General features: G+C 70.7%; 16 protein-coding genes, 1 other RNA gene and 1 pseudogene. 5 read left to right on the top strand and 13 right to left on the bottom strand.

The features are described 5' to 3' along the window. Positions 1-13 precede the first annotated feature (13 nt). Positions 14-3,043 carry a bifunctional [glutamine synthetase] adenylyltransferase/[glutamine synthetase]-adenylyl-L-tyrosine phosphorylase gene (locus HNP44_RS19955; RefSeq protein ID WP_259144323.1) on the bottom strand — a complete coding sequence of 1,010 codons (3,030 nt, stop codon included), beginning with the start codon at positions 3,041-3,043 and terminating at the stop codon, positions 14-16. A 13-nt stretch (positions 3,044-3,056) separates the two neighbouring features. Further along, a complete protein-coding gene (gene glnA / locus HNP44_RS19960) occupies positions 3,057-4,397 on the bottom strand; it encodes a type I glutamate--ammonia ligase (protein WP_259144321.1) in 1,341 nt (446 codons plus the stop codon). Between the two features lie 128 nt (positions 4,398-4,525). On the opposite strand from glnA, the gene HNP44_RS19965 reads away from it, so the two are divergent. Then, complete coding sequence (locus tag HNP44_RS19965; RefSeq protein WP_259144319.1) at positions 4,526-5,101, top strand: FKBP-type peptidyl-prolyl cis-trans isomerase; 576 nt, start codon at positions 4,526-4,528, stop codon at positions 5,099-5,101. Here the strand turns inward: HNP44_RS19965 and HNP44_RS19970 are convergent, their stop codons facing one another. After that, a complete protein-coding gene (locus tag HNP44_RS19970) occupies positions 5,102-6,709 on the bottom strand; it encodes an alpha/beta hydrolase (RefSeq protein WP_259144318.1) in 1,608 nt (535 codons plus the stop codon). Positions 6,710-6,763: 54 nt separating this feature from the next. On the opposite strand from HNP44_RS19970, the gene HNP44_RS19975 reads away from it, so the two are divergent. From HNP44_RS19975 to HNP44_RS19990, 4 genes are read left to right on the top strand one after another with little or no spacing between them, the layout of a single operon-like run. Next, on the top strand, positions 6,764-8,527 hold the full coding sequence (locus HNP44_RS19975) for an NAD+ synthase (RefSeq protein ID WP_259172195.1): 1,764 nt from the start codon (positions 6,764-6,766) through the stop codon (positions 8,525-8,527). Positions 8,528-8,579: 52 nt separating this feature from the next. Then, positions 8,580-9,443: a 3-methyl-2-oxobutanoate hydroxymethyltransferase gene (gene panB / locus HNP44_RS19980; protein ID WP_259144314.1), complete on the top strand. Its 864-nt coding sequence runs from the start codon at positions 8,580-8,582 to the stop codon at positions 9,441-9,443. Continuing rightward, positions 9,443-10,435, top strand: a complete 993-nt coding sequence (pip, locus tag HNP44_RS19985) for a prolyl aminopeptidase (RefSeq protein WP_259144313.1) — start codon at positions 9,443-9,445, stop codon at positions 10,433-10,435. Before panB ends, pip begins: the two co-directional genes overlap by 1 nt. Before the next feature lie 2 nt (positions 10,436-10,437). Continuing rightward, complete coding sequence (locus HNP44_RS19990; RefSeq protein ID WP_259144312.1) at positions 10,438-11,934, top strand: CYTH and CHAD domain-containing protein; 1,497 nt, start codon at positions 10,438-10,440, stop codon at positions 11,932-11,934. A gap of 19 nt (positions 11,935-11,953) precedes the next feature. On the opposite strand, the gene HNP44_RS19995 is transcribed toward HNP44_RS19990, so the two are convergent. The 10 genes and pseudogenes from HNP44_RS19995 to HNP44_RS20040 all read right to left on the bottom strand — a co-directional run bounded on the left by HNP44_RS19995 (position 11,954) and on the right by HNP44_RS20040 (position 19,863). Then, positions 11,954-12,685: a cutinase family protein gene (locus HNP44_RS19995; protein WP_259144311.1), complete on the bottom strand. Its 732-nt coding sequence runs from the start codon at positions 12,683-12,685 to the stop codon at positions 11,954-11,956. 4 nt (positions 12,686-12,689) lie between these two features. Further along, positions 12,690-14,096, bottom strand: coding sequence for an RNB domain-containing ribonuclease (locus HNP44_RS20000; protein WP_259144586.1), 1,407 nt, complete (start codon positions 14,094-14,096; stop codon positions 12,690-12,692). A 17-nt stretch (positions 14,097-14,113) separates the two neighbouring features. After that, entirely contained in the window at positions 14,114-14,896 is a 783-nt protein-coding gene (locus tag HNP44_RS20005; RefSeq protein ID WP_259144310.1) for an acyl-[acyl-carrier-protein] thioesterase, read from the bottom strand. 10 nt (positions 14,897-14,906) lie between these two features. Continuing rightward, positions 14,907-15,746, bottom strand: a complete 840-nt coding sequence (locus HNP44_RS20010; RefSeq protein ID WP_259144309.1) for an ABC transporter permease — start codon at positions 15,744-15,746, stop codon at positions 14,907-14,909. After that, positions 15,743-16,729 (bottom strand): ATP-binding cassette domain-containing protein, encoded by a 987-nt coding sequence (locus tag HNP44_RS20015; RefSeq protein ID WP_259144308.1) that lies wholly within the window; start codon positions 16,727-16,729, stop codon positions 15,743-15,745. The genes HNP44_RS20010 and HNP44_RS20015 overlap by 4 nt, the downstream gene beginning before the upstream one ends. Before the next feature lie 34 nt (positions 16,730-16,763). Next, complete coding sequence (locus tag HNP44_RS20020) at positions 16,764-17,237, bottom strand: DUF6194 family protein (RefSeq protein WP_259144307.1); 474 nt, start codon at positions 17,235-17,237, stop codon at positions 16,764-16,766. 9 nt (positions 17,238-17,246) lie between these two features. Continuing rightward, positions 17,247-17,984, bottom strand: coding sequence for a DUF2127 domain-containing protein (locus HNP44_RS20025; RefSeq protein WP_259144306.1), 738 nt, complete (start codon positions 17,982-17,984; stop codon positions 17,247-17,249). 37 nt (positions 17,985-18,021) lie between these two features. Beyond that, an RNA gene (rnpB, locus tag HNP44_RS20030) (RNase P RNA component class A) lies at positions 18,022-18,434 on the bottom strand. Positions 18,435-18,460: 26 nt separating this feature from the next. Next, positions 18,461-19,087 (bottom strand): annotated as a pseudogene (locus HNP44_RS20035) (histidine phosphatase family protein); the annotation flags it as partial. 17 nt (positions 19,088-19,104) lie between these two features. Beyond that, entirely contained in the window at positions 19,105-19,863 is a 759-nt protein-coding gene (locus tag HNP44_RS20040) for a zinc ribbon domain-containing protein (RefSeq protein ID WP_224647643.1), read from the bottom strand.

Consider the following 19,863-nt stretch of genomic DNA (forward strand, 5'->3'; position numbering starts at 1 on the left):
GCCCGCTGCGGCGCTATTCGCCCCAGAAGACCCGGTCGACCACGGCGCGCCCGCGCCGGGTGGTGCGCAGGTAGTCGTCGAGGTAGTCCAGCGAGCTTCCCCTCCACCCGGCCACGTACGCCACATTGGAAAGCACCGCGCCGGGCCCCGGCAGCTGGTCGACGGGCTTGCCGCGCACCAGGAACAGCGCGTTGCGGGCGCGGGTGGCGGTAAGCCACGCCTCCCGCAGTAGTTCGACGTCGCTCACCGGGAGCAGCTCGTTCGCCTCGATCGCGTCGAGCGATTCGAGCGTCGAGGTGTTGCGCAGCGCGGGAACGGCACTGGCGTGCCGCAGTTGCTCCAGCTGGACCGTCCACTCGACGTCGGAGAGCCCGCCGCGACCCAGCTTGGTGTGCGTCGCGGGGTCTGCCCCGCGGGGCAGCCGCTCGGAGTCGACGCGGGCCTTGATGCGCCGCAGCTCGTTGACCGTCGCGGGCGAGACGCCGCCTTCGGGGTACCGGGTCTCGTCCACCATGTGCAGGAACTCGCGGGCGATGCCCTCGTCGCCGGCCACGTGGGTGGCGCGCAGGAGCGCCTGTACCTCCCAGGGCTGCGCCCACTGCTGGTAGTAGGCCCGGTACGCAGCCAAGGTCCGCACCACGGGTCCGTTGCGGCCCTCGGGGCGCAGGCCCGTGTCGACCTCCAGACCCGGGTCCACCGACGGTGCGCCGAGCCGGGTCCGCACCGCATCGGCGACGTGGTTGGACCACCGCACCGCGTCGGACTCCTCGTAGCCCTCGTTGGGCACGCAGACGAACAGCACATCGGCGTCGGAGCCGTAGCCGATCTCGTGACCGCCGAGCCGGCCCATGCCGATGACCGCGATCCGCGCAGGCGCGCCCGGTGGGTAAGCACTGCGACTGGACTCGCGCTCCACCACGGACGTCGCGACCTCGGAGACGAGCGCGGCGTCGAGGGCGGCGCCCCAGACCGACGAGAGGGCGGCGCACACCTCCGGCACGGTCATCATGCCGAGAATGTCTGCCGAGGCTACGCGGGCGATCTCGCTACGCCGCATGGCCCGCGCCACCGCGATCGCCCGGTCGCGGTGCGGGGCACGGCTGACCGCGGCGAGCATGCCGTCGTAGACCGAGTTCGGCGAGGGCTCCGTGAGCTTCGGACCGGCGGCGCCGTCGGCGTAGAGGCGGATCACGTCGGGCGATCGGGCCAGGAGCTCCGCGACGAAGGTCGACGAGCCAAGCACGGTCATGAGCCGCTGCGCGACCACCGACTCGTCGCGCAGTACGCGCAGATACCACTCGACGTCACGCAGATCCTCGGAGAGCTTGCGGTAGTTCAGCAGGCCGGCATCGGGATTCGGGGTCTCGCTGAGCCATTCGAGCAGGGTGGGCAGCAGGATGGTCTGGATCCGGCCCCGTCGCGAGGAGTCCGCCATCGCCTTGAGGTGCGCGAGGGCGTGCTGCGGCTGGAGGAAGCCGAGCGCGGCCAGTCGCGCGACGATCGCATCGTCGCTCAAGCTCACCGCGTCCGCGTCGAGGTTCGCGATCGAGTCCAACAGCGGGCGGTAGAAGAGTTTGGTGTGCAGTCGGCGCACCCGCGCCGACTGCCGCTTGAGCTCCGCCCGCAGCACCCCAGCGGCGTCGCGATCTCCGTCGGGCCGGATGTGCGCGGCGCGCGCCAGCCAGCGCCACGCCTCCTCGTGATCGGGCGGCGGCAGCAGATGGGTGCGCTCCATGCGGCGCAGCTGTAGCCGATGCTCCAACGTGCGCAAGAACTCGTACGAGGCGGTGAAGTTCGCGCCGTCGTCGCGCCCCACGTAGCCTCCGACGGTGAGCGCCTCCAGGGCGTCGACGGTGCTGCGCTCCCGCAGGGTCTCGTCGGTGCGGCCGTGCACCAGTTGCAGCAGCTGGACGGCGAACTCGACGTCACGCAGGCCGCCGCGGCCCAGCTTCAGCTCGCGCTCGCGCAGGTCTGGGGCGATGTTCTCCTCGACGCGGCGGCGCATCTCCTGCACGTCCTGCACGAAGTCCTCGCGCTCGGCCGCCTCCCACACCATGGGGCTGAGCGCGCCCAGGTAGTCATGCCCCAGCTCCATGTCACCGGTCTGCGGGCGGGCCTTGAGAAGCGCCTGGAACTCCCAGGTCTTCGCCCATCGCTTGTAGTACGCCACATGGGATTCCAGCGTGCGGGTGAGGCTACCGGCCTTGCCCTCCGGGCGGAGCGCAGCATCCACATCGAAGAACGCCGCGGAGCCTATCCGCATCATCTCCCCCGCGAGCCGCGCGGAGGCCCCATCGGCGGGCTCGGCGACGAAGATCACGTCCACGTCGGAGACGTAGTTCAGTTCCCGGGCACCGCACTTGCCCATCGCGACCACGGCGAGGCGACCCTGCGGGTCGGCGTCGGGATGGACGGTCGCGACGGCGACCGCCAACGCGGCAGTGAGCGCGGCGTCCGCGAGGTCCGCGAGATGCGCGCCCACGATCGCGAAGGGCAGGGTGGGCTCGTTCTCCACCAGCTCGGCGAGGTCCCGCGCGGCGAGCACCATCACCAGGTCGCGGTAGCCGTCGCGCAGCGCGGCGATCGCGGCGCCGCCGGTGACCGCCGCGCGATAGATCAGGTCGTCGTCGCGGCGACCCGGGACCTTCACCGCGTCGACGGTGGCGAGCATTGCGGCGATCAGATCGTCGCGCGAGCGCAGCGGCGCGGTGTCCCGCAGCAGGCGCCAGGACGCGGGATGACTGATGAGGTGATCCCCCAGAGCGTCGGACGCTCCGAGCAGCCCGAAGAGCCGGCCGCGAAAGGTGGTGTCGCCGCGGATCAGCCCGTCGATCTCCGCCCAGTCGGCGGCCGCGGACTCCCGCAGCCGCACCAGGGCGCGCAGTGTCCAGTCCGGGTCGGCTGCGCGGGAGAGCGCCCACAGGACGTCGGCACTCTCGACGTTCGCCCACCCCAGGGATTCGAGGTTCGGCTCAGCGTTGGAGTCCAGGAGGCCCAGCCGGCCCGCACTCGGGCGGCGGACCTCGCGGTTCGTGGGCGGCACCGTCGGCCCCGCCCTACAGGGAGAGGAAGCGGTCGAGCTCGAACGGGGTGACCACCGCGCGGTAGTCGTTCCACTCGGACCACTTGTTGCGCAGGAAGTACTCGAAGACGTGCTCCCCCAGTGTCTCCGCGACCAACTCGCTCTTCTCCATGAGCACGAGCGCGTCGTCCAGGCTGGCGGGTAGGTCCTTGAAGCCCATCGAGCGGCGCTCGCGGGCGGTCATCTGCCGCACGTCGTCCTCGGCGGCCTCGGGCAGCTCATAGCCGCCCTTGATGCCTTCGAGCCCGGCCGCGCACAGGACCGCGAAGGCCAGGTACGGGTTGCACGCCGAATCTGGCGAGCGCACCTCGATGCGGCGGCTGCTCGCCTTGTTCGGCGTGTACAGCGGCACGCGCACCATCGCCGAGCGATTCGCGGCGCCCCAGGTCGCGGCGGTGGGTGCCTCGTCGCCGGTCACGAGACGCTTGTACGAGTTCACCCACTGGTTGGTGACCGCGGAGATCTCGGGCGCGTGGTGCAGGATGCCCGCGATGAAAGCCTTGCCGGTCGCCGAGAGCTGAAGCTCGTCGTCCGGGTCGTGGAAGGCGTTGGAATCGCCCTCGAAGAGGCTCATGTGCGTATGCATCCCCGATCCGGGGTGCGACGAGAAGGGCTTGGGCATAAACGAGGCCTTCACGCCCTCGGTCATCGCCACTTCCTTAACCAGGTAGCGGAAGGTCATCACGTTGTCCGCCATCGAGAGCGCATCCGCGTACCGCAGATCGATCTCCTGCTGGCCGGGTCCCGCCTCGTGGTGGCTGAACTCGACGGAGATACCCATCGCCTCGAGTGCCTCGATCGCCTTGCGCCGGAAGTTCGGCGCCGACTCGTGCACCGCCTGGTCGAAGTAGCCGCCGTTGTCGGCGGGGATCGGCATGCCGTGCGGGCCGGACTCCTTGTTCAGGAGGTAGAACTCGATCTCCGGGTGCACATAGCAGGAGAAGCCGAGATCGGCGGCGCGGTTGAGCTGGCGCCGCAGCACGTGCCGGCTGTCGCCCCAGGAGGGCGTCCCGTCGGGCATCGCGATATCGCAGAACATGCGAACGGAGTGCATCTCCCCGTTGCCGCTGGTCCACGGCAGCACCTGGAAGGTCGACGGGTCGGGCTTGGCGACGGTATCCGCCTCCGAAACCCGCGAGAAGCCCTCGATCGAGCTGCCGTCGAAGCCGATCCCCTCCGTGAACGCGCCCTCCAGCTCCGCGGGCGCGATAGCAACGGACTTGAGGAAACCGAGCACGTCGGTGAACCACAGCCGCACGAAGCGGATGTCCCGTTCCTCGATGGTGCGAAGCACGAACTCCTGCTGCCGGTCCATGTCTCGACCCTAAGCGAGGAGGTGTTAACTGCGTGTTACAACGCGAGAAGGTTGTCGACGACCGGATGCCTCCCCTCGGTTCCGGCCGATTCGCACCTGGAGAGGGGATACCGAGTAGCGTCCCGGGCGTGGATGCACCGTTCGCACGCCTCACCGTCGCCGCTGCGGCGGCGTGCGCCCTCCTCCCCCTTGCCGGGTGCGGCGCGGCGACCGAGGGGCCCGCCCCGGCCCGGGCGACCGGCACGATCGACACCTGCCCCGCTGCGGCGCCGGCCGCAGACGCGAAGGCCGTCACCCTGAGCGGAGCCACCGGCCGGGCCGTCGTCGTCCCGCCGACCGAGCACGCGGCGCCGCGAATCACCGTCGACGCGCCGTACCGAGTGGACCGGACGCAGATCGTGGTCGCGGAGCCCGGGTCCGGTGTAGAGCTGACAGAGCGCTCGGTGGTCACCGTCTGCTACCAGGGCGTGAACGGCCGCACGGGAGCGGTCTTCGACGACGCCTTCGGCCGTGCGACGTCGGCCGAGATCGCCCTCCCCGACGTCGTCCCCGGGTTCCGGGCGGCGCTCGTCGGCCAGCGGTCCGGCACAACGGTGGTCACTGCGGTCACCGCGGTCGACGGCTACCCCAAGGGCGAGCCGAAAGCCGGCGTCGACCCGGGCGACACACTGATCTTCGCGATCCGGGTGCTCGCCGCGAACTGATCAGGCGGTGCAGCGCAGATCCGCCGCCGGGGCCTTGAGGTCGCGCAGGTAGGCGGTGACGGCGTCGTCGACGCACGCATTGCCCTCCAGCGAGACGGTGTGTTGGCTGCCCTCGAAACTGATCAGCGAGGCTCCGAGCTGCTTGGCCAGGTTCACCCCGTTCTCGTACGGGGTCGCTGGATCGTGGGTCGTCGAGACCACGACCAGCTTCGGTGCGCCGACGGCGTTCACCTCGTGGGGCTTGAGCGTGGGAGCCGCCGCCCAGAACGCACAGGTGCCCTTCGCGCCGCGGCCGGTACCGCGACCGTCGTCGAGGAAGGGCGCTGCCTTGCGGATCTCGGTGTCGAGCCGGGCCAGATCCGCAGGTGCGGTGACGGCGGGGCCATCGACGCAGTTGATCGCGGTGTTGGCGTCCATCATCGGCGAATAGCGGCCGAGCTCATCGCGGTTGAGATACAGGTCTGCGATGCGCTGCAGCAGCGAGCCGTCGCCGCGCTGCAGGCCGGTGAGCCCCCGTCGCAGCGGCTCCCAGAGCTGCTGCGCGTACATGGCCTGGATGGTGGCGGTCGTGGCATCGGTGTAGCTGAGCTGCCGGCCGCCCTGGCCGCGCACCGTCTTGTCGATGAGCGGGCGCACCAACTGCTGGTACCGCGCGGTCGCCTGCGCCGGGTCGGTCCCGACCGGGCACGTGGGGTACTTCGCGCAGTCCTTCGCCCAGTCGTCGAACACCGTCTGGAACCCCGCCATCTGCTGCACGTTCGCGGTGATCTGGTCGAGGGCGGGGTCGACAGCACCGTCGAGCACCATCGCCCGGACCCGCTCGGGGAAGGTCTCCGCGTAGATGGCGCCGATGAACGTGCCGTAGCTGTAGCCGAGGTAGGTGAGCTTCTCGTCACCGAGGACCGCGCGCAGCACGTCCAGGTCGCGCACGGTCTGTGCGGTGCCGACGTTGGCCAGGAAGGCCTTCCCCATTTTCTCGGCGCACAGGTCCGCCTGGGACTTGTTGAACGCCTCCTGCTTCGCGATGCCCGCCGGGGAGTTGTCGAAGGCGAGGGTCGAGAGCCGGTTCTCGTCGCGTTGCCGGTCGCTGAAGCACTTCACGGCGGGCGAGCTTGCGCCCACGCCGCGCGGGTCCCAGCCGACCAGGTCGAAACTCTGCGCGATCTCGAACTTGTCGGCCTCCATCGACTTGCCCGCCACCTGCTGCACGCCGGAGCCGCCGGGACCACCGGGGTTCATCAGCAGCGACCCGCGCCGCTGCCCCGTGGCCTTGACGCGGGCGACGGCGAGCTCCGTCTCCCCCGCCGACGGATCGTCGTAGTCGATCGGCACCGTCACCCGGCCGCACTCGAGTTTCGTCTTGTCGTACTCGGCGATGTCGTCGGCCTTGGCGATCGCGGCGCAGGAGCCCCACTCGACCTTCTGCCCGTAGTACTTGCCGAGGCTCGCCGGCACGCCGGCCCCCGACGTCCGGGTGGGTGTGGCGATGCCCGGCGCGGACGATCCACCTGCCGGTTCCGCGGTCCCCGCGATCTGGACCGAGCATCCCGCGAGCACCGCCGCGGCGAGGACCGCAGTCGCGGTCAGGAGTGGCTTGCCTGCCTTCATCCTTCCGATCCTGCCACGCGGCACTCCCGGTTCCCGGGACGCTAGGGTTGAGCCATGACGCCACTTCGTGTCGCGGCGTGCCAGATCAACCCCGTCGTGGGTGGCCTGGACGCGAATGTCGCTCGGATCACCGCCGCAGCCCGGGACGCCGCGCAGCGCGGCGCGCAGGTCGCCGTCTTCGGCGAGATGGCCCTCACGGGCTACCCGGTCGAGGACCTGCTGCTGCGCCGGTCCTTCGCCGTCGACTCCCGCGAAGCCGTGCATGAACTGGCCCGCTCCCTGGACGCGGCGGGCTGCGGCGATCTCATCGTGGTGGTCGGCTTTCTCGACCGCGACCCGGACGCCCCGGAGACCAGTACCAATCCCACCGGCGGTGCCCGCAACGCCGCCGGCGTGCTGCACGGCAGCGAGCTCGTCGCGCGGTACGACAAGCACTTCCTGCCGAACTACGGCGTCTTCGACGAGAAGCGCTGGTTCACGCCCGGCGACCGACTCGTCGTTCTCGACGTCGACGGGGTGCGGCTCGGCCTCGCTATCTGCGAAGACGTCTGGTGGCCCGACGGTCCTGTGGCCGGGCTGGCGGAGCTCGGCGTCGACGCGGTGCTGTGCCTCAACGCCAGCCCCTTCGAGGCGGGCAAGCCCGCGCAGCGCCGCGAGGTGGTCGCGGCCCGCGTCGCCGAGGGCGGCGCCCCGGTGATCTACGTCAACCTGGTCGGCGGGCAGGACGAGCTCGTCTTCGACGGCGACTCGTTCGTCTGGCCGGACACTCTGGCCCGCAAGCCGGGCGAACGGAGTGTCGGCCCACAGTTCATCGAGCACACCCAGTTCGTCGACGTCAAGCCCCTCGGACGACGTGCCGCGGAGGCCGTCGACGGTTGGTCCGTTGAGACGGTCACCCTGCCCGCTCGACCCAATGCGCAGTACCCGCAAGAGGTGGTGGGTTGGGCCGAGCTCGACGACCTCGCACAGATCTGGGCGGCCCTGGTCACCGGTACGCGGGACTACGTCCACAAGGTGGGCGGGCGCACCGTCGGCCTGGGTATGTCGGGCGGCATCGACTCGGCGCTGGTTGCGGTGATCGCCGCCGACGCGGTGGGCGCCGACAACGTGTACGGCGTGGGCATGCCCTCGAAGTACAGCTCGGACCACTCCAAGGACGACGCCGCGGATCAGGCGCAGCGCATGGGGATCGACTTCCGGTTCGAGCCGATCGAGCACATGGTGGAGGCCTTCGTCGGCCAGTTACACCTGTCCGGCCTGGCGGAGGAGAACATCCAGGCCCGCTGCCGCGGGATGACGCTGATGTCGCTGTCGAATCTCGACGGCCACCTGGTGCTCGCCACCGGTAACAAGAGCGAACTGGCCGTGGGCTATTCGACGATCTACGGCGACGCGGTGGGCGCCTATGCACCCATCCGCGACGTGGAGAAGTCGCTCGTGTGGGACCTCGCGCGGTGGCGCAACAAGGTCGCCGTCGAGCGCGGCGAGACGCCGCCGATCCCGGAGAACTCGATCACCAAGGAACCCTCCGCGGAGCTGCGCCCCGGCCAGAAGGACAGCGATTCGCTACCCGACTACGAGATCCTCGACGACATCCTGCGCCGCTACGTGGAGCAGGACCAGGGCGTCGCCGAGATCGCCGCGGAGGGGAACAACGGCGCGGGGTACGACCCCGACCTGATCCGCAAGGTCGCACGCCTCGTCGACCGCGCCGAGTACAAGCGGCGGCAGTACCCGCTCGGCCCGAAGATCACGCCCAAAGCGTTCGGCCGCGACCGCAGGATGCCGATCACGAACCGCTGGCACGATCCGGCCTAGAGACTGCCCGGACCGGAGATTCCGGCTGGGACTGTTGAGATGGAGTGACGAGATGAGCGAGACCCCGTTGTACGGAGCCGGATCCTCTGGCGAGGGCGGAGAGACCGCTGCGAAGCCCCCGCGGAAGAAAGTGCGCATCCACCACCTGGCCGAGCTCAAAGAGCGCGGCGAGAAGTGGGCGATGCTCACCAGCTACGACTTCATGACCGCGTCGATCTTCGACGAGGCCGGCGTCACCGCCCTGCTGATCGGCGACAGCGCAGCGAACACCGTCTACGGGTTCGACTCCACGCTGCCGATGGACCTGGACGTGATGGCGGCGATGGTCGCGGCGGTGCGCCGCGGCACGAAGTACGCGCTGGTGGTGGCGGACATGCCCTTCGCCAGCTACGAGGAGTCCCCCGAGCAGGCCTATCGCAGCGCCGCGACGCTGATGAAGGCCGGCGCCGAGGCGGTGAAGCTCGAGGGTGGCGAGCACATGGCGCCCACCATCGAGTTCCTGCAGCGCCGCGGCATTCCGGTGATGGCGCACATCGGCTTCACTCCGCAGTCGGTGAACTCGCTGGGCGGCAACCGGGTCCAGGGCCGCGGCGACGACGCGGCCCACAAGATCCGCCTCGACGCGAAGGCCGTCGACGCCGCCGGCGCCTTCTCCGTGGTGCTGGAGATGGTGCCCTCCGACGTGGCCGCGCAGGTCACCAAGGAGATCGCGATCCCCACTATCGGCATCGGTGCCGGCAATCAGTGCGACGGTCAGGTGCTGGTGTGGCAGGACTTCTCCGGCCTCAACCGCGGCCGCACCGCGCGATTCGTCAAGAAATACGCGAACATCGGCGACGAGCTGCTGCGCGGCGCCCAGGAGTACGTGGCGGAGGTCGCCTCCGGCGAGTTCCCCGGACCGGAGCACGGATTCTGATGCGAGAGTTCTACCCCGAGATCGAGGCCTACAGCACCGAACTGCTGGACGTCGGCGACGGACAGCTGCTGTACGTCGAGCAGAGCGGCAACCCCGAGGGCAAACCCGCGGTCTTCATCCACGGCGGCCCCGGCGGCGGCACCTCCCCCGACTGCCGGCGGTTCTTCGACCCCGCGGCGTACCGCATCGTCGTCTTCGACCAGCGCGGCTGCGGGCAGTCCAAGCCGCACATCGCCGATCCCCCATCGGGCGAGGGTGATTCGCTCGCCGACCGGCTGGCGGTGAACACCACCGCGCACCTCATCGCCGATATCGAGCGGATCCGAGAGCACCTCGGCATCGACCGCTGGCAGGTCTTCGGCGGCTCCTGGGGCTCCACCCTCGGCCTGGCCTACGCGCAGACCCACCCGGAGCGCGTGACGGAGCTGGTGCTGCGCGGCATCTTCCTGCTGCGCCGCAGCGAGCTGGACTGGTACTACAACGAGGGCGCCTCCCACATCTACCCCGACAATTGGGAGGACTACCTGGCCCCGCTCGACGAGGCGGACCGGGCACCGTCGGCCGACAAGATCGCGGCCTACCACCGGCTCCTGCACGCGGACGACCAGGCCGTCGCGCTGGCTGCCGCCAAGGCGTGGTCGAAGTGGGAGCGCAGCACGAGCCACCTCATCAACACGTCCGAGAGCTCAGCCGATGCGGACGACCCACGGTTCGCGATCCCGTTCGCGCAGATCGAGAACCACTACTTCGTGAACGGCGGCTTCCTCGACGAGGGGCAGCTGCTGCGGGACATCGGCCACCTCGCCGGCATCCCCGGCGTCATCGTGCAGGGCCGCTACGACGTGGTGTGCCCCGCCCGCAGCGCCTGGGACCTGCACCGGGCCTGGCCCGCCGCCGACCTGGTGATGGTGTCCGACGCCGGCCATTCGGCCTTCGAGCCAGGGATCCGATCGGCGCTCATCGAGGCCACCGACCGCTTCGCGAAGAGCTGATCATGGCCGAGCAGCGTGAGATCGAGACGAAGTACGAGGTCGGCCCCGAGACGGCGGCGCCCTCGCTGGCCGCCGTGCCCGGCGTCGACCACGTCTCGACCGACGAGGTCTTCCACCTGGTGGCGGTGTACTACGACACCGATGCCCTGGACCTCGCCGCGAACCGGATCACGCTGCGCCGCCGCACCGGCGGCAAGGACGACGGGTGGCACCTCAAGCTGCCCGACGGTGCCGACCGCCGCGAGGTGACGGTGCCGCTGGGCGACGAGGAGGACGCGCCGGAGGGCGCCGCCTCCGAGGTGCCCGAGAAGCTGGTGGAGCGCGTCCGCGCCGTCGTGCGCGGGCGCGCTCTCGCCCCCATCGCGATCGTCGAGAATGAACGCCACACCACCTACTGCCATGCGGTCGACGGTGGGCTCCTCGGCGAGTTCGTCGACGACCACGTGCATTCGGTGTCGCTCCTGCCCGACGGGCCCGAGAAGCAGTGGCGCGAGTGGGAGTTCGAAGTGCCGGACACGTCGCCGGGCCGCACGACGGCGGTGGCCGTCGACAAGGCGCTGCGCGCGGCGGGCGGCGCCGAGCCCGACGCGGCGTCGAAGCTGGCGCGCGCGATCGACGCCGAGGTGGCGCGCGGGCCCGTCGACCTACCGAAGAAGATCGCGCGCGCCACCGCCGCGCAGCTGCTGGCCGCGGCCCTCGCTGCGTACCGCGACAAGCTGCTCCGTGAAGACCCGCGAGTGCGTTCCCGCGGCGACGACTCCGTGCACCAGATGCGGGTCGCGACCCGGCAGCTGCGCAGCGTGCTCACCGAGTTCTCGGGCTTCTTCGAGGGGCCGGCCCACGCCGCACTGAGCTCCGAACTCAAGCTCCTCGCGTCGATCCTGGGCGCCGTGCGCGACGCCGAGGTGCTGGCGCAGCGATTCGCGCAGTTCGACGCCGACGGCGAGTTCGGCGGCGCCGGCGCCGCGCTCGCACAGCGGCAGCACGCCGCGGAAGCCCGCGGCTGGACCCGCGTGAACATCGCACTGAACTCGGACCGGTACTTCGTGCTGCTGGACGCGATCGACGCCTTCCTCGTCGACCCGCCGCTGCGGGAGCGGGCCGACCTTCCCGCGACGAAAAGCCTGGCGCCGCTGCTGGACAAGCGGATCCGCTCCTTCGCCCGGCAGTCGATGGTGCTGCTCGCCGACCCGGCGTGCACAGATCACGATGTGCACGCGATCCGCAAGCACGCGAAGCGGCTGCGCTACGCCTCCGCCGTCGTCGATCCCGTGGTGCGCGGTGACCTGCGTACCGAAGTCAAGGCACTCGCGAAGGTGCAGAACCGGCTCGGCGAGTTCCAGGACGCGACGATCGCGCGGGACGCGGTGGCCGAGCTGGCGGCGGAGACCACCGATCCCGGGATCGCCTTCCGCCTCGGCCGCCTCGACGCCGTCGAGGAGTTCCGCGCCGCGCAGGCGCGCGCGAGCCTGCCGGGGATGCTGCGCGGGCTACGCTGACCCGGCCTCTGGCTTCCCTTCAGAGCCCGGCGATGCCGGCCAGCCGGCCCCCGATATCGGCTCCCGAATAGGAGCTGTGCGAGTTCGGGACCGTCGTCGCAAGGTCACCGGTCCAGTGGCACACCGGGTCGCCCGAGGTGCAGATGCTCAGGGTGCGGCCGCCGATGCGCGGGGGCAGCGGCGCGGGGTTGGCGCCGCTGATCATCGCCGAGGCCTGCGCCATCCCCTGCGTGCGCGGCGCCGAGCCGAGGTAGCGGGTGGTGTCGTTCGGGATCCGGTCCGGGTCGGCGATGAGCGCCGCCGCCGTGATCTGCTTCCGGTCGCCGAGCCTCTGCAGCGCCCGGTGCACCGCGGACGCGCCTTGCGAATATCCGGCGAGTACCACCTTCGTGGACGGGCACGCCTTGAGAACGATGTCGACATCGCCCTGGGTGTTCGCGGCACCGGTGTTCATACTGGCGAGGAAGCCGCCGAACTGGTCCACCCGGGTGGGCACGGCCGCGGCCGGGTAGTAGATCGGGCGGATCGCGACCGTCTTCCCCGCCGCGCGGGCCCGGCTAGCGAAGGCTTGGGCGGCGGAGTTCACGGTGGCACCCAGGCCGCCGGCGGAGTGGCCCTCGCCAGAGCCCGCGGCGCCGATGAAGGTGTAGTCGGCGCACTCGGGAGCCGCCGCTGCGGGCGCCGCGAGGGCGGGAATCAGGGGCGCGAGCAAGGCGGCCAGCGCAGGGATGAGGACGAGACGACGGCTCATAGCCTCACGCTAGCGCCTTCTCGTACGCGAAGGACACCTTTCGGGACGCAACGTCGGCCGCCTCGAGGCGCACCGTGATCCTGCTGCCCTCCGGCGGGCCGCCCGTGCAGGGCGCGATGACAGCGGGTTCGTCGAGGAGCACCTGGTCGGCCCGCATCGTGACGGCGGTGAACTGCTCGCCCACCCGGCCCGCGAGGATCACGGCCTCGGTGAAATCGATGCACGCCCGGTCTATCTTGTTGGCCAAGGTGTTGGTGCGGCGCATCGTCTCGGCGACGTCGTCGAGCGCGCCCCGGGCCCAGTCCGGGATCGGCGCGCCCGCGCACGCGGCGAGGCACACCTCGGTGGCGTAGCGGTCAGCCAGGCGGCGCAGCGGCGCGGTGACGTGGGCGTAGGGCGCGCCCACGCCGGCGTGCCCGCGGTCGGCGGGCGGTTCCGGCGCGGCGGCGGTGCCGAAGGCGGCGTAGCCCGAGCCGCGAAGGAGTCGCGCAGCGTCGGTCATCACTGCGAGGCCCTGCGGGGTGGCGACATCGAGACCGGCGAGGAAGTCCCCGACGGTGACGTCGTGCGGCCAGTCCTGCCCGAGCGCTGCGGCGGTGCGGCGCAAGTCGGCGACCGCGTCCACGGGGGCGGCGGGGAGTGTGCGGAGCACGCCCACTCCCGCGCGGAGCATGATGTCGGCGGCGCAGACGCCGGTGAGCAGCGAGATCTGCGCGTTGTGCGCGTCGAAATCGGTGCGCGGCTCGATCCGCACGGTCCAGCCGCCGGGAGCCTCCACGGCCTCCTGCGCGGGCAGCCGCAGGTCGATGGCGCCGTGCGCGCGGCCCCACGCGGCGCGGAGCTTCCCCACCTCGGGCAGAAGCGCGATGCTCGGGTGCACCCGACCGGCGTCGAAGTCGGCCTGGACGCCCGCGTAGTCGAGCTGCGCGCGGGAGCGGACCACGGCGCGGCGGACGGTCGCCGACGTGACCTCGCCCGCGGCGTCCAGGTGGATCTCCCACAGCGCGGCCGCGCGGTCCTGGCCCGGTAGCAGGGAGCCGGCGCCCTCGGACAGCGGCCGGGGATGCAGTGGTACGGAACCGTCGGGGAGGTACATCGTCTGGCCCCGGCGGCGGGTCTCCGCCTCGAGCCTGCCGCCGGGTGCGACGAGCGCGCCGACGTCGGCGATCGCGTAGTGCACGAGGTAGCCGTCGCCCTCGGCGGCGAGGTGCACCGCCTGGTCGAGGTCCTTCGCTCCGGGTGGGTCGATGGTGACGAAGTCGATGTCGCGGCGGTCCTCGCGCCCCTCGGGGAACCGGTCCGCGCTCGCCTGCGCCTCGGCCAGCACGTCGGCCGGGAAGTCCTCGACGAGCTCGAACTCGGTGCGAACGGCCCCGAAGTCGACCGCGCTGGACGGAACGGGGCCGCGCATCGGGATGCCGGTCACGCCTACTCCGCCAGCGCCTCGACGCTCATGGCCGCGGCGGTGCGGTCCCCCGCGACGAGCCAGGCGTACACGACGTCGCCCTCGCGGTGCGCCAGCAGCCGCGGCGCGTCCTCGAGTTGCAGCGCCGAGTTGTGCTCGACGATGCCGCGCAGCGGGAGGCGCTCGCGCAGGTCCGGGTAGGTGGAGAGCACCTCCTCCAGCGCCGTCCAGTACACGGCGTTGTTGACGTGCTGGATGATGTCGAGATCGGCGGCGCGCAGCAAGAAGGGCACCTCGACCGCGTCGGGGTGGGGCGTGGGATCGAGCCACTGCTTCCAGCGCAGGACACCCGGCTCGGCGGCGGCGCCGAAAGTGCTGAGGAAGGTCTCGCTCAGCGCCGACGGGGTGAGGGTATCGATGTTGAAGTTGATCCAGAAGGCCTCGGTCTCGACCCGGGTGCCCTTCTGCCCGTCGATACCGATGCGCACGTTGCACCACCGCGAGCCCATCTTGGAGCCCCAGCGCTCGACGGCGAGAATGTCGGGCTGCTCGCCGCCCTCGAGGATCTCGATGACGGTGCGCCGCACCACCCAGTACGGGTGGATGTCCTCGTAGTCCACATGACGCAGGTGGTCCTGCCCCGTGTCCTGCAGGTAGCGGGCCACCCCGTCGAACTTGAGGCGGCGATCGGGGCTGACAGCATCACCCCGTACGGATCGCTGCGCCGTGTAGATGGCGCCGCTGTCCAGCAGCTCGCGACGGCGTTCGGGCTCGGTGATGCGCGGGGGCAGAGGTTCTCCGATCACCCGCCCGAGCCTAGTCGACGGTGCGCTTGTTGAAGGCACGCACGGCCAGCGGCGCGAACACCGCGGTGAGCGCGATCGACCAAATCACGGTCGCGAGCACAGGGTGCTGCAGGGACCACGGCGCACCTTCGCGCAGGGGCAGATCATTGCCCCACAGCTCCCGCATGGACTGGACCAGCGACGAGACCGGGTTCCATTCCGCGATCGCCCGCAGCCACGGCGCCATTCCCGCTGTGGGGACGAAGGCGTTGGAGAGGAAAGTGATCGGAAACATCGTCGCGAACATGAAGCCGTTCACGGCCTCGATCGACTGCATCATGCAGCCGACGAGGATGCCGAACCAGATCATGGCGAAGCCGAAGACCAGGAGCACGAGAAATCCGAGAACCGCGTCCACCGGGTTCGTCCGGATGCGCCAGCCGATCGCGAGGCCCGTCAGGCACATGACGACGATGCCGATCGACGAGTGCAGCAGACTCGCGATGCTGCGCCCGATGAGCACTGACGCGCGGCTGATCGGCAGCGAGCGGAACCGGTCGATCACGCCCTTCTCGAGGTCGGTGGTGAGGCCACCGGCGACCACGAAACAGGTGAAGACCATCGTCTGTCCCAGGATGCCGGGCAGCAGGTACTCGCGGTAGGAGACGCCGTCGGTGGGGATCGCGGAACCGAAGACGAACGCGAACAGCACCGTGAACATGATGGGCTGGATCGTGACGTCGGAAAGCATCTCGGGCATCCGTTTGGTGTGGATCATGCTGCGGCGAACCATGATCCAGGACTGCTGCCACAGGCTGGTCTGATGCGTCTCGACGCCGCCCACGCCGGCGGACTCGGTGGTGGCGGTCATGCGGAGGCCTCCTCGGCGGCGCTCTCGTCGGCTTCGGTGCGGTGCCCGGTGAGGGAGAGGAAGACGTCGTCGAGACTGGGGCGGGAGAGGCCGAGGTCGTCGACCTTGATCCCGCTCTCCCCCAGCAACGCGCCCGCCCGGTTCAGGTCGTCCAGCCCGTTCGCCGGGCTGCTCACCTGGCGCGCACCCTCGTCGACGAAGACCTCGCTGCCGAGCTGCGCGAGGATGTCGCGGGCGCGGGGCAGGTCAGCCGCGTCGGACACCGTCAGCACCAGGCTGGCGGCGCCCGCGCGCTCCTTGAGCTGCAGCGGGGTGCCCTGCGCGATGATTCGGCCCTTGTCGATCACGATGATCTCGTCGGCCAGCTGATCGGCCTCCTCGAGGTACTGCGTGGTGAGCAGCAGGGTGGTGCCGTTCGCCACCAGCGTGCGCAGCACATCCCACAGCTCCGAGCGGGCGCGCGGGTCGAGACCGGTGGTGGGCTCGTCGAGGAAGAGCACGGGCGGCGCCGTGAGCAGGCTGACCGCCAAGTCGAGCCGGCGACGCATGCCGCCCGAGTACGCCTTGACCTGCTTGTCCGCCGCCGCAGTGAGCGAGAACTGCTCGAGCAGCTCCGCGCTGCGCCGCTTGAGCGCGGCCCGCGGGATGCCGTAGAGGCCGCCGATCATCGCCAGGTTCTCGCGCCCCGTCAGGATCTCGTCCACCGTGGCGGCCTGCCCGGTGAGGCCCATGTTCCGCCGCACCTCGATGGGGTGTTCCCGCACGTCGTAGCCCGCGATGCGGGCAGTGCCCTCGGTGGGCGGCGAGAGCGTGGTCATCATGCGCACCGTGGTCGTCTTGCCTGCGCCGTTGGGCCCCAGCAGGCCGAGCACCGAGCCGCGCGGCACCTGGAAACTGACCCCGTCCACCGCCGTGAAGTCACCGAACCGTTTCACCAGACCGATGGCTTCGATCGCCCAGTCACCACTCTCGCCCTGTGTCATGACTCACACGGTAGTGGGGGGCACCGACACGTTTCTACCGCTTTTGCACGTGGGCGCGGGCGCGCTCCAGGAGATCGACGACGCCGGGCCCGGTCCCGGGGTTCACCACGGACACCCAGCCCAGCTTGGCGTACAGCGGGTGCGGGATCACGACACCGTCGGCGGCGTAGTCCCACTCGCTCACGCGGTCGGCATGCTCCGCAGGCGGGTAACCGATCAGTTCGGCGAACGCCTCCCTGCCGATACTGGCGTTGAGTCGGAAGGCACCGGGTCGGTCGAGGGCGGACTGCTCGTCGTCGGGGTAGTTCTTGGTGATGATCGTGAGGTACGGCATGACGCCCGGCTCGCCGTTCGGCGTGGAGTAGACGAAGGTGTCGCCCCAGGCGATCTCGGGGACGGGGGTCTTCCCGTCGGCGGCGATCGCGCCGGCTGCGATAGTGTCGACGGTGGAATCGGGAAGGCTGTGCAGGAGGGCGATGACGGCGTCGCGGGCGCTCGAATCGGTCACCTCTGCACGCTACTCGCCGGCGCGGCGGACCGTCAGGATGCTCTCCGACTCCCGCTCGGCGCGGTAGGCCGCCGCACCGCCGTTGACCCCGAACAGCCGTTTGCTCCACACGAGCCACGCGACGGCGGCGATGTTGATCAGCAGCGCACCCGCGCGCAGTGCGGTTACCTTCTCGGTGATCTCGTAGATTTCCAGCGGGAGGAACGCGGAGGTCGCGACCACCGCGAAGTACTCGCCCCAGCGCTTCCCGAGCCAGAGTCCCACCGCCTCGACGACCTCGATCACGGCGTAGGCGACGAGGCCGGCCGCGACCCACGCGAGCGTCGTACTCGACAGACCGAGCGCGGTGTCCACGGTCTGCACGATCCTCGAGTCACCCACGTTGAAGCCGAGCTGACTCAGCACCGGCAGCTTGGACTGGAACACCTCGCGCAGGTGCTCGTGGGTGCCGCGGAACTGCCACACGACGACGCCGGCAGCCGCGAAGACGATTCCCCGGAGCAACCGCTCGACCGCGAGGAAGCGCATGATCAGCTCGTCCCGCAGCGCCCGGCCCCGGGGTACCGACGGTGCGTGCGCCGCCGGTCCGGAACCGTGCGGCGGGCCGACCACGAAGTCGTCGCAGCGCAGGCAGCGCCACGCCTCGCCCTCGGGCGTGTCGGTCCGGACCCGGGCGCGGAGGCCCTCCTCATCGGGGGCGAAGGTGACGTGACCGCGGAGACCGCAGGACAGCACGGAGAGGTCCATCGGACCAGGTTAGCCCGGGTGCGACGAAATGTCGGGGCGGACGAGCTGACGTGTAAGCCGGATCCTGTCCCCCGCCGCATCGCTGCGCCGGGGTGGCGACCATCCATCTGGACACACCGTCGCCGGGTGCCTCGAGCGGTCCACCCGCGCGCTCGGGCGAGCAGCCCTCGATCACGCGCGCAGCGCCACCGTGAGGTGGCGCCTTCGACCTTGCTCCGGGTGGGGTTTACCGAGCCGCGACGGTCACCCGCCGCGCTGGTGCGCTCTTACCGCACCGTTTCACCCTTACCCGGGCCGGAGCCCGGGCGGTCTGTTCTCTGTGGCACTGTCCCGCGGGTCACCCCGGGTTGCCGTTAGCAACCACCCTGCCCTGTGGAGTCCGGACTTTCCTCGGCACGGGCGTACTGGTCACCCAGCCGTTCCCGACGCCGCGGCCGCCCGGTCAGCTCGTCCGCGCGGTACAGAGTACCCGAGCCTCAGAGTCCCGCGGTCCGGTTGACCTGGCGCACCGAAGCGCCGCCGTCGGGGTAGAAGTCGGCGATCGAGATCGAGGCCAGGTCGAGGTGCAGCCGGTAGAGCAGCTGCGGGCCGACGTCGAGGGCGATCCGAAGCGCCGTCTTGATCGGCGTGACGTGCGAGACCAGCAGCACGGTGCGGCCGGGGTGATCGGCGGTGACGCGCTCCAGCAGCGCCGCGACGCGGGTGTGCACCTCGTCGAAGCTCTCTCCGGCGGGCGCGGCCACCGAGGTGTCGCCGAGCCATCGGGCGTGCAGCTCCGGGTCGCGGTCCCGTGCCTCGCCGAACGAGAGGCCCTCCCACGCACCGAAGTCCGTCTCGATCAGCGCGTCCTCGGTCTCGATGGTGAGCCCTCGGCCGGCGGCCACGGCGTCGGCGGTCTGCCGCGCGCGGTCGAGCGGCGAGGAGAGGACGGCGTCGATCGGCGTGAGCCGCAGCAGTTCCGCGGCCTCGGCGGCCTGCTCCCGGCCGAGGTCGGTGAGCGACGGATTGCCGCGGCCGGAGTACAGCCGCCGCACGGATGCTGGAGTCTGGCCGTGCCGCAACAGGATCACGCGAGTGGGCTCGTGCGCGGAGGCGGTCCAGCCCCCGCGCTGCGCTCCCGTCACTCCTCGGGCTTGGGCTGGGGCAGCCCGGATTCGTTGGTCCGCACCAGGATCGCGCCGCACTCGTCGCAGTGCACCACGAGATCGGCGGGCTTGCGGTTGACGCCGTCGAGGAATCCCCGGTCGAGCTCCAAGCGGCAGGCGCCGCACCGTCGGGCCTGCAGGAGCCCGGCGCCGGCACCGGAGTTCTTGCGGCACCGCTCGTACTCGGCGTACAGATCCTCCGGAAGCTTCCCGACGACGTCCTCGCGGGTCGCAGTCGTGCGGTTGCGCGCGACGTCGATGTCCTTGACGGTCTCCTCGCGGCGGCGCTGCACGGCCGCGATCTCGTCGCTCGTCGCGGTCACCACGGCCTCGGCGCGCTGCTGATCGAGCTCGACCGCCTCGCGCTTCTCCATGAGCTCGAGCTCCTCGTCCTCCAGCACCGACTGGCGACGCTCGAGGCCGCGCAGCTCGTGCTCGATCTCCGTGAGCTGCTTCGCCGGGACGGCGCCGGCGGCGAGCAGCTCGCGGTCCTTCTGCTCCCGGAGGCGGGTCTGCTCGACCTCCTTCTCGAGCTTGCTGATGTCGCGATCCAGATCCTCGACCAGGATCGAGACGCGCACCGATTCGTCGCGCTCGGTGGTCGCGCGCTTCTCGAGCTCGGCGAGCTCGGCGTCCTCGGGCAGGTGGGTGGCGCGGTGGGCCAGACGGGAGATCTCCGCGTCGACCTCGGCGAGGTCCAGCAGGATGCGTTGGGCGGCCGGATCAGCGTTCAT

The sequence above is a fragment of the Tsukamurella ocularis genome (genome assembly GCF_024807615.1).
In the GTDB taxonomy this organism is placed as follows: domain Bacteria; phylum Actinomycetota; class Actinomycetes; order Mycobacteriales; family Mycobacteriaceae; genus Tsukamurella; species Tsukamurella ocularis.

Excerpts from the sequence above, each read along its gene's own strand:
- glnA (WP_259144321.1), bottom strand. The coding sequence starts at position 4,397 with ATGGACCGGCAGCAGGAGTTCGTGCTTCGCACCATCGAGGAACGGGAC.
- HNP44_RS19970 (WP_259144318.1), bottom strand. The coding sequence starts at position 6,709 with ATGAAGGCAGGCAAGCCACTCCTGACCGCGACTGCGGTCCTCGCCGCG.
- HNP44_RS19975 (WP_259172195.1), top strand. The coding sequence starts at position 6,764 with ATGACGCCACTTCGTGTCGCGGCGTGCCAGATCAACCCCGTCGTGGGT.
- panB (WP_259144314.1), top strand. The coding sequence starts at position 8,580 with ATGAGCGAGACCCCGTTGTACGGAGCCGGATCCTCTGGCGAGGGCGGA.
- pip (WP_259144313.1), top strand. The coding sequence starts at position 9,443 with ATGCGAGAGTTCTACCCCGAGATCGAGGCCTACAGCACCGAACTGCTG.
- HNP44_RS19990 (WP_259144312.1), top strand. The coding sequence starts at position 10,438 with ATGGCCGAGCAGCGTGAGATCGAGACGAAGTACGAGGTCGGCCCCGAG.
- HNP44_RS19995 (WP_259144311.1), bottom strand. The coding sequence starts at position 12,685 with ATGAGCCGTCGTCTCGTCCTCATCCCTGCGCTGGCCGCCTTGCTCGCG.
- HNP44_RS20000 (WP_259144586.1), bottom strand. The coding sequence starts at position 14,096 with ATGCGCGGCCCCGTTCCGTCCAGCGCGGTCGACTTCGGGGCCGTTCGC.
- HNP44_RS20010 (WP_259144309.1), bottom strand. The coding sequence starts at position 15,746 with ATGACCGCCACCACCGAGTCCGCCGGCGTGGGCGGCGTCGAGACGCAT.
- HNP44_RS20015 (WP_259144308.1), bottom strand. The coding sequence starts at position 16,729 with ATGACACAGGGCGAGAGTGGTGACTGGGCGATCGAAGCCATCGGTCTG.
- HNP44_RS20025 (WP_259144306.1), bottom strand. The coding sequence starts at position 17,984 with ATGGACCTCTCCGTGCTGTCCTGCGGTCTCCGCGGTCACGTCACCTTC.
- HNP44_RS20040 (WP_224647643.1), bottom strand. The coding sequence starts at position 19,863 with ATGAACGCTGATCCGGCCGCCCAACGCATCCTGCTGGACCTCGCCGAG.